The following is an 8,372-nucleotide window of genomic DNA, read 5'->3' on the forward strand; positions in this document are numbered from 1 at the left end:
GTGGTTCGTTCGTCGGCGAGGCCTGCGCACCCCGCCCGGCCCGATCGAGGAGGACCCATGGCCGAGCCGGCGACCCGCGACGTCTCGCAGCCCCCGACCGGAGACCCGGCCGTCGGGCAGTCCAAGCTCAAGCAGGCGATCACGGGCCCGCTGCTCTACCTCTTCATCCTCGGCGACGTGCTCGGAGCCGGGATCTACGCCCTGATGGGAACCCTGTCGGCCGAGGTCGGTGGGGCGCTCTGGGCCCCGCTCGTGCTCGCCCTGCTCCTGGCGCTGCTGACCGCGGCTTCGTACGCCGAGCTCGTCACCAAGTACCCCAAGGCAGGAGGGGCGGCGATCTTCGCCGAGAGGGCGTTCCGTCGGCCACTGGTCTCGTTCCTGGTCGGCTTCAGCATGCTGGCGGCCGGCGTGACGAGTGCGGCGGGCCTCTCGCTGGCCTTCGCCGGCGACTACCTCGGCACCTTCGTCGACCTGCCCCCGGTGCCGACCGCCATCGCCTTCCTGGCACTCGTCGCCCTGCTCAACGCCCGGGGCATCAGCGAGTCCTTGCGGGGCAACGTGGTCATGACCGTCGTCGAGGTGAGCGGGCTCGTCATCGTGATCGTGGTCGTGGCCGTGATGCTCGGCGGCGGGGGCGGAGACGTCTCGCGCGTCGGGGAGTTCCCCGTCGACGCGAACCCCGCCCTGGCCACGCTCGGTGCGGCGATCATCGCGTACTACTCGTTCGTCGGCTTCGAGACGAGTGCGAACGTCGCCGAGGAGGTGCGCGAACCGAGCCGGGTCTACCCCCGCGCCCTGTTCGGCGCGTTGGCGACGGCGGGCGTGGTCTACGTGCTCGTCGGGCTCGCGAGCGCCGTGGCGTTGCCGCCCGCCGAGCTCGCGGACTCGACCGGTCCCCTGCTGGCGGTCGTCGCCGCGACCGGCGTCGGCGTGCCCACCTGGGTGTTCAGCCTCATCGCCCTCGTGGCCGTCGCCAACGGCGCCCTGCTGACGATGATCATGGCGAGCCGCGTGACCTTCGGCATGGCCGAGCAGGGGCTGTTGCCCCGCTCGTTCGGTGCGGTCCTGCCCCGACGGAAGACGCCCTGGGCCGCGATCGCGGTCACCACGGCCGTCGCCATGGCGTTGACCACCGTCGGCGACATCAGCGCCCTCGCCGAGACGGTCGTCCTGTTGCTGCTGTTCGTGTTCATCAGCACGAACGTGGCCGTGCTGGTGCTGCGTCGCGACCGGGTCGACCACGCGCACTTCCGCGTCTGGACGGCCGTGCCGGTGGCCGGCGTCGCGTCCTGCCTGCTGCTGATGTCGCAGCAGAGCGGGCAGGTCTGGCTGTTCGGGGCGATCCTGCTCGCAGCGGGCACCGTGCTGTACCTCGTCGCGCGGGCGAGGAACCGGGCCACCGCGGGGCGCTGAGGCGCCGCGGACGGACACCCGCCGGAGACGCAGAAGAGGCGCGGTGCCGGGATCACCGACACCGCGCCTCCTCGACTCATCGCTATTCGACGGTGATCGACTGGGCCTTCATCGCGGCCACCGTCTTCTCCTGGCCCGACTCCAAGGCGTCGAGGAGGGTGCCGTCACCCGAGGCGGCCGCCCCGAAGCCGTCCGAGATGTCGCTGTAGGTCTGCGTCATCGTCGGGCCCCACGTGAAGGGCTGGATGTTCTCGGCGGCCTTCGCGAAGTCCTCGTAGATGGCCTGGTCGCCGTAGAACTCGACGCCCGAGGTCAGGGCCGGCAGGTCGGCACCGGTCGTGGAGGCCGGGTACAGGTTGGCCTCCTTGTTCAGCGCCTCGAGCGACTCGGTCGAGGTGTTCAGCCACACCAGGAACTTCGACGCCTCGGCGGGGTGCTCGCTGCCCTTGAAGACGACGTTCGACGATCCGCCCCAGGCGGCCGACGCGGACTCGCCGTCCTTCCACTGCGGCATGGGCGCGACGGCCCACTTGCCCGACGTGTCGGGGGCGCCGCTCGAGATGGTGTTGGCACCCCAGACGGCCGAGACCCAGGTCCAGTCCTGGTCGGTGTTGTACGCGTTGTTCCACTCGTCGGTGAAGCTCGGCAGGGTCGTGACGAGGTCCTTCGAGATGAGGTCCTGCCAGTAGTCGGCGACCTTGGTCGAGGCCTCGTCGCCCATGTCGACCTTCCAGGTGCCGTCCGCGGTGTCGAACCACTGGCCACCGGCCTGCGACACCAGACCGGCGAACTGGTTCACGTCGCCCTTGGCGAAGTTGGTGATGCTGCCGCCCATCTCCTTGATCGTCACGGCGTCCTCGGCGTACTGCTCCCACGTGGTGGGGACGTCGAGGCCGGCCTGCTCGAAGAGGTCCTTGCGGTAGTACAGCGCCATGGGACCGGAGTCCTGCGGGATCGCGTAGACGGAGTCGTCCTCGCCGAAGGTCACCTGGTTCCAGAGGCCGTCGGAGTAGTCGGCCTTCGCGGCGGAGACGCCCTCGCACGAGGCGATGTTCGCCAGTCCGTCCTGCACGCGGAAGGCGGGCAGGGTGTCGTACTCGACCTGACCGATGTCGGGGGCGTTGCCGGCCTGCAGCTGGTTGAAGAAGTTCTGGTAGGTGCCGCTGTTGCCGTTCGGCACGATCGAGACCTTGACCTGGATGTCGGGGTTCTCCTCGTTCCAGAGGGCGACGACCTTGTCCATGTTCGGCACCCAGGTCGTGAAGTTCAGGGTGACCTTGCCGGAGGACGCCTCGCACGAGGCGGAGTCGCCGGAGGCGCCGTCCGAGCCGCTGCCGGAGCTGCAACCGGCGAGGGCCATGGTCGAGACCACGGCGGCCGCCGCGATCGTGAGTACTCGGGATGTCTTCATCTGGTGTCCAATCGGGGTGCGGAGCCGGAGGGGCCGGCCACGGGAGGGAACGACGTCGTTGCCTTGCGGAGAGGAGGTCGAGGAGGTGCGGGTCGGTGGATCAGGACGGGAGCGGCAGATCGGGACGGCCGGGGCCGCGGGATCGGCTACTTGAGGCCGCCGGACCCCAGGCCGCTGCGCCAGAAGCGCTGCAGGCTGAGGAAGGCGACGAGCAGGGGGATGATCGAGACCAGCGCGCCGACGAGCACCAGGGTGCGCAGTTCGGGGTACTGGCTCACGTTGGAGTTCCAGGTGTAGAGACCGAGGGTCACCGGGAAGAGCTCCTGGGACCGCAGCATCACCAGCGGCAGGAAGAAGTTGTTCCAGATGGCGACGAACTGGAACAGGAACACCGTCACGAGGGCGGGCGACATCAGCCGGATCGCCACGGTGAAGAACGTGCGCAGTTCGCTCGAGCCGTCGATTCGGGCGGCCTCGACGATCTCGTCGGGGACGCTCGACGCGGCGTAGATGCGGCTGAGGTACACGCCGAACGGGCTCACGATGCTGGGCAGGAAGACCGCCCAGAAGGTGTCGGTCAGCTCGACCTTGCTGAAGATCAGGAACAGCGGCAGCGCCAGGGCCGTCGCCGGCACGAGCACGCCACCCAGGAAGATGTTGAACAGCGCCTCCCGACCCCAGAAGCGGTACTTGGCCAGGGCGTAGCCGCACATCGCCGACAGGATCGTGCCGAGCGCGCCGGCGACCGTCGCGTAGACGATGCTGTTGAGCATCCACCGCGGGAAGATGCCGTCGTTGTACGTGAACAGCCGGCCGACGTTGCCGACGAAGTCCTGCGCCGACGTCGGCGAGAACCACAGGGCGGCGCTCGAGTTGAAGTTGTCGAGCGTCTTGGTCGACGACACCAGCAGCCAGAAGATCGGCACGAGGAAGTACAGCGTGAAGGCGCCCATGATGACCATGGCGGCCGTTCGCGACATCACGCTCTCGCGGGGCCCCCCGCCGCGTCGGCGAGCAGGGGTCGTCGCGTCGTCGAACGACTGGGCGGGACGGATGGGGGCGTCGACGGTCACTGGTCGGCCTTCCGCTGGGTCAACCGGAGGAACCCGATCGAGAGGATGAACGTGGCGACCGCGAGGACGACGCTGAACGCCGCCGCGAGGTTGAAGTTGGGCACCGAGGACGTCGAGTAGACGAGCATGTTCGGCGTGAAGGTCGACGAGATGGTCGACGTGAACTGGCGGAAGACCAGCGGTTCGGTCAGCAGCTGCAGGGTGCCGATGACCGAGAAGACGGCGGTCAGCACGATCGCGGGGACGACCAGCGGGATCTTGATCGACACGGCGATGCGCCACTGCGAGGCCCCGTCGAGGCGGGCCGCCTCGTAGATCTCGGTGGGGATCGCCAAGAGCGACGAGTAGATGATCAGCATGTTGTAGCCGACGAACACCCAGGTGACGACGTTGGCCACGGCCCAGAGCACCGTGCCGCCGTCGAGGAGGCCGGCCCGCGACGTGACGGCCGAGAACGGCGAGAGGCTCGGCGAGTAGAGGTAGCCCCACATGATCGCCGCGATGACGCCGGGCACGGCGTAGGGCGCGAAGAACGCGAGGCGGAAGAACCGCTTGCCGCGCAGCAGGGGCGAGTCGAGCAGCAGCGCGAAGAGCAGGGCGAGCAGCAGCATCACCGGGACCTGAACGACGCCGAAGAGCAGCACCCGGCCGATGGACGACCAGAACTCGGTGTTCTGGAAGACCAACGCGTACTGCGAGAGGCCGCCGAAGACCTGGGTCGGGGCACCGAACGTGCCCTCGCGTTCGACCTTCTGCAGCGACTGGAAGACGGCGTAGAGGATGGGCGTCAGGTAGAACGCCGCGAAGAGCGCCGCGAAGGGGACGATGAAGATCGCGATCGCCTTGCGGTACCGGAACGGCTTCCGCGGTCTCGTCGGACGCGGGGACGGCGGGGCGACGACGGCGGGCTCGGCAGCAGTCTGGGTCACACGGGGCCTCGGCTTCTTCGGCGGGTATCCTTCACGAACGGCCGGAGGCCCTTCGACGGCGAAGGTTCACAGGGTTTCTGTGATCGTTCCCAGACGATGATCCGAAGGATCGGGTGGCACTTTCTGGGAACGTTCACAGAGCTAAGCCCACGGCCGCCGGTTTGTCAAAGCGGAGGGGCCGACCGTGATCGTACGGTTACCCGACCGGCCGTCCGTCCTTCGCCCTCCCTTCGCCCTCCCGGGAACGATCCCGAGGGTCCCGGGCTCCGCTAGGGTGACCGACATGCCCGGTCCGAGATCTCCGCGTCGGCGTGCCACGATCCACGACGTGGCAGCCGAAGCCGGCATCTCCCGGGGCACCGTGTCGCGCGTGCTGAACAACGAACCGTACGTCTCGCACCAGGCGCGCGAGGCCGTCGAGGCCGCCGTGGCCAAGGTGGGCTACGTCCGCAACGCGGCTGCGCGCAACCTCGTCACCCAGCGGTCGCGCGCGATCGCGCTGATCGTCCACGAGCCCCATTCGGTCGTGCTCGACGACCCGAACATCGGCAACATCCTGATCGGCACCAACGCCGTCCTGTCGCAGGCCGACCACCAACTCGTCACGCTGATGATCGACTCCCAGCGCGACAGCGACCGCGTGGTCGAGTACCTGCGCGGCGGCTTCGTCGACGGGGCGATCATCCTGTCCGCCCGGACGGGCGACCCCATCTCGCAGGCCGTCGCCGAGCTCGGGCTGGCGGCCTCGTTCGTCGGCCACCCGAGCGACGCTCCCGACATCCCGTTCATCGGCATCGACAACCAGGCCGCCGCCGAGGCGATCGTGCGCCGTCTCGTGTCGACGGGGCGCACCCGGGTCGGCATGCTCGCCTCGGGACTCGACCGCGACTCGGGCGAAGACCGCCTCGCCGGCTTCCGCGCCGCGCTCGGCGACCTCTACGACCCGGACCTCGTGGTGCGCAACCCGTTCTACAGCTACTCGGCCGGCGTCGACGGCATGACCGAGCTGCTCGAGCGGGACCCCCGGGTCGACGGCGTCTTCGCGGCGTCGGACGCCGTCGCCGCCGGGGCTCTCGACGTCCTCCACCGGCGCGGGATCTCGGTGCCCGGCGACCTCGGCATCGTCGGCTTCGACGACAGCTCGTGGGCGCTGCGCTGCACGCCGCCCCTCTCGACCGTGCGCCAGCCCGCCGAAGAGCTGGGCCGACGGGCCGCCCGCCAGGTCCTCGACCAGCTCGGCGGCACCGACGAGACGCACACCGCGCTCCTGCTGCCGACCGAGATCATGTGGCGCGAGAGCGCCTGACCCGTCCCCGGCACCACACGGGGAGGCGCGACGAGACGAGCCCCGACGACGTCGGTCAGCGCAACGCGGCCGCGAATCCCCGCAGGGCCGTGACCACCTGGCGCCGCGCCTCCTGGTCGAGCCCCCGCGTCATCGCGTCCTCGACGCCCCGCACGGCCGCACTCGCCGTCGCCAGTTGGCGGCGGCCCGCCGCCGTCAGCTCGGTCGGCAACGCCCGCCCCGACGGCGCCCGGTCGGCACGCCGCACGAGCCCGTCGCGTTCGAGCGACTGCAACAGCACGTTCATGGACTGTCGCGTGACGAAGGCGCCGCGGGCGAGCTCGGAGTTCGAGAGCCCGGGGCGCTGGGCCAGGAGCTCGAGGCACGAGTAGTGCGTGATCGTCATGCCCAACGGGCGCAGCTCGGCCTCCATGGCGGCGCGGAGGGCGCTCGACGCCTCCTTCAGCAGGTAGCCCACGGAGGTCTCGAGGTCGATGGTCGACGCGGCTTGACTCATGTCAGTAGTCTGACATAGGTTCTGCCGTGTCAGTCAACTGACATCAACCGCCACGACACGAGAGCAGGCACCATGACCGCCACCGGCCCCGACTTCATCTCCCTCCAGGTCCGCGACGTCGAGCGCTCGGCCGCGTTCTACGAACGGCACCTCGGGCTCACCCGGCAGGACGGCCCGCCGCACGCCGTCGTCTTCGCCACGACCCCGATCGCGTTCGCCGTGCGGGGCCCGCTGCCCGGCGTCGACCTCGACGCGGCCCCGCTCGGTCGCGGCGTCGGCCTCTGGCTGCTCGCCCCCGACGCGCAGGCGATCCACGACGCCCTGGTCGCCGCCGACGTCGAGATCGCCACCCCGCCGGTCGACGGCCCCTTCGGCCGCACCTTCACCTTCGTCGACCCCGACGGCTACCAGGTCACCCTGCACGACCGCGCGTGACGCCCGTCGCCGCCGTCCCAGGACGAGGCGCCGGACGAGGAGGCGCGGCGCACGCCCGCCGCGGTGGTCCCGTCGGTCGTGCTCCGCGTCACTCGTGGACGTCGTCGTCGTCCTGGGTGCTCAGGTAGAGCCGGTGGCTCGTGACGATCAGCGAGAGCCAGCCGATGCCGCTGACCCAGCCGACGGCGACGTCGGTGAACCAGTGGGCCCCGAGCAGCACGCGGGACAACCCCACGACGCCGGCCGTCCCGGCCGCCGCCCCGACGAAAGCGACCTGCGGTGCCTGCTTCTCCTGCCGGAGAGCCAGGAGGTAGGCGAGCACGCCGAGGATCGTGGTGGTGTTCAGCGTGTGGCCGGACGGGAACGACGGGGACTTCTCGTACGGTGGGATGGCTTCGTGACGGTCGGGCCGGTTGCGCTTGATGAGCCTCTTGCCCACGACCGTCATGGCGAGCGATCCCGCACCGGCCGCCACGACGAGGGCGACGGGACTGGGGTGGCGGTCGCGGAAGCCGAAGGCTGCCGCGGCTCCGACGGTGACGGCGGGCAGGACGACGGGCCCGAAGACGTGGGCGAGGGCGGCGGCCGCGCCGTTCGTCGCCGGACTCCGGAGCTTCTTCGCGCGCTCGAGCGCCGGCCGGTCGAGGCTCTCGATGCCGTCCCGACCCGTGACACCGTCGTAGATGTAGGCCGCCCCGGCGGTCGCCGCGAGGGCGATGCCTCCGCCGACGGCGAGCGTCGCGACCAGGGCGCGACGGGCGCCGACCTTCTGCGCGACGGCCTTGTGCCGCGACGCGAGACGCCGGCCCGGCCTCGAGCGCCACTCGGTGAGGTCGCGACGGCCGATCTGCCGGTCGTAGCGGGTCGTGCGGGCGGTCTCAGCGGCGGTCGGCATGTGCCCACTCTGGCCCCTCGGCGATCGGGGCCTCCAGGTAGCGTGGTCCCCGGCCGTCTGAGCGCGACGGGCACTCACGGTGGCGTGTGCGCCGGCGACTCCCCCACGCAGGCTCGGCGACGTCAGCACCATTCCCACCAACCGGAAGGCTCCTCATGGTGTTCTCGACCACCCTCCTCGTCCTCGGGCTCGTCGGCATCGTCGGCGGCGTCCTGATCGTCCGGCAGCGGGACGGCGGCAGCGCCCTGCCGGGCGTGGCGATCACGGCGTTGGGAGCGGTGGCGGCCGCACTCGGCATCGCGCTCCTGGCCCTGCCCGAGCTGCCCGCGTAGCCGATCGGCGCTTGTGAGAAGTGCCCCTGGACGGGCGCGCAGAGCGCGGAGCCGCAGGGGTTCGAGTCCCTCCAGGGGCATC

9 protein-coding genes are annotated in these 8,372 nt (G+C 70.4%); 4 read left to right on the plus strand and 5 right to left on the minus strand.

Features of this window, described 5'->3' with window-relative positions:
* The first annotated feature begins 57 nt into the window (after positions 1-57).
* Complete coding sequence (locus tag ASL10_RS00200) at positions 58-1,413, plus strand: APC family permease (protein ID WP_056043051.1); 1,356 nt, start codon at positions 58-60, stop codon at positions 1,411-1,413.
* 82 nt (positions 1,414-1,495) lie between these two features.
* Here the strand turns inward: ASL10_RS00200 and ASL10_RS00205 are convergent, their stop codons facing one another.
* The 3 genes from ASL10_RS00205 to ASL10_RS00215 form a co-directional block, all read right to left on the minus strand.
* On the minus strand, positions 1,496-2,824 hold the full coding sequence (locus ASL10_RS00205) for an ABC transporter substrate-binding protein (protein ID WP_056043054.1): 1,329 nt from the start codon (positions 2,822-2,824) through the stop codon (positions 1,496-1,498).
* A 146-nt stretch (positions 2,825-2,970) separates the two neighbouring features.
* On the minus strand, positions 2,971-3,804 hold the full coding sequence (locus tag ASL10_RS00210; RefSeq protein ID WP_056044474.1) for a carbohydrate ABC transporter permease: 834 nt from the start codon (positions 3,802-3,804) through the stop codon (positions 2,971-2,973).
* A gap of 89 nt (positions 3,805-3,893) precedes the next feature.
* On the minus strand, positions 3,894-4,826 hold the full coding sequence (locus ASL10_RS00215) for a carbohydrate ABC transporter permease (RefSeq protein ID WP_056043057.1): 933 nt from the start codon (positions 4,824-4,826) through the stop codon (positions 3,894-3,896).
* A gap of 328 nt (positions 4,827-5,154) precedes the next feature.
* Between ASL10_RS00215 and ASL10_RS00220 the strand changes: the two genes are divergently transcribed.
* A complete protein-coding gene (locus tag ASL10_RS00220) occupies positions 5,155-6,132 on the plus strand; it encodes a LacI family DNA-binding transcriptional regulator (RefSeq protein WP_369794347.1) in 978 nt (325 codons plus the stop codon).
* A gap of 55 nt (positions 6,133-6,187) precedes the next feature.
* Here ASL10_RS00220 and ASL10_RS00225 read toward each other — a convergent pair whose 3' ends face one another.
* Positions 6,188-6,628, minus strand: a complete 441-nt coding sequence (locus ASL10_RS00225; RefSeq protein ID WP_056043060.1) for a MarR family winged helix-turn-helix transcriptional regulator — start codon at positions 6,626-6,628, stop codon at positions 6,188-6,190.
* A gap of 72 nt (positions 6,629-6,700) precedes the next feature.
* Between ASL10_RS00225 and ASL10_RS00230 the strand changes: the two genes are divergently transcribed.
* Positions 6,701-7,063: a VOC family protein gene (locus ASL10_RS00230; RefSeq protein WP_056043063.1), complete on the plus strand. Its 363-nt coding sequence runs from the start codon at positions 6,701-6,703 to the stop codon at positions 7,061-7,063.
* Positions 7,064-7,151: 88 nt separating this feature from the next.
* Here ASL10_RS00230 and ASL10_RS00235 read toward each other — a convergent pair whose 3' ends face one another.
* On the minus strand, positions 7,152-7,958 hold the full coding sequence (locus ASL10_RS00235; protein ID WP_056043066.1) for a phosphatase PAP2 family protein: 807 nt from the start codon (positions 7,956-7,958) through the stop codon (positions 7,152-7,154).
* Between the two features lie 155 nt (positions 7,959-8,113).
* On the opposite strand from ASL10_RS00235, the gene ASL10_RS15775 reads away from it, so the two are divergent.
* Positions 8,114-8,290, plus strand: coding sequence for a hypothetical protein (locus ASL10_RS15775; protein WP_157485168.1), 177 nt, complete (start codon positions 8,114-8,116; stop codon positions 8,288-8,290).
* The last annotated feature ends 82 nt before the right edge of the window (positions 8,291-8,372 follow it).

Origin of the sequence: Frigoribacterium sp. Leaf8, assembly GCF_001421165.1 — a bacterium.
GTDB lineage: Bacteria > Actinomycetota > Actinomycetes > Actinomycetales > Microbacteriaceae > Frigoribacterium.

What these genes read in the sequence shown, in the direction of transcription:
- ASL10_RS15775 (WP_157485168.1), top strand. Translation starts at nt 8,114, where the DNA reads ATGGTGTTCTCGACCACCCTCCTCGTCCTCGGGCTCGTCGGCATCGTC.
- ASL10_RS00230 (WP_056043063.1), top strand. Translation starts at nt 6,701, where the DNA reads ATGACCGCCACCGGCCCCGACTTCATCTCCCTCCAGGTCCGCGACGTC.
- ASL10_RS00205 (WP_056043054.1), bottom strand. Translation starts at nt 2,824, where the DNA reads ATGAAGACATCCCGAGTACTCACGATCGCGGCGGCCGCCGTGGTCTCG.
- ASL10_RS00235 (WP_056043066.1), bottom strand. Translation starts at nt 7,958, where the DNA reads ATGCCGACCGCCGCTGAGACCGCCCGCACGACCCGCTACGACCGGCAG.
- ASL10_RS00200 (WP_056043051.1), top strand. Translation starts at nt 58, where the DNA reads ATGGCCGAGCCGGCGACCCGCGACGTCTCGCAGCCCCCGACCGGAGAC.
- ASL10_RS00225 (WP_056043060.1), bottom strand. Translation starts at nt 6,628, where the DNA reads ATGAGTCAAGCCGCGTCGACCATCGACCTCGAGACCTCCGTGGGCTAC.
- ASL10_RS00210 (WP_056044474.1), bottom strand. Translation starts at nt 3,804, where the DNA reads ATGTCGCGAACGGCCGCCATGGTCATCATGGGCGCCTTCACGCTGTAC.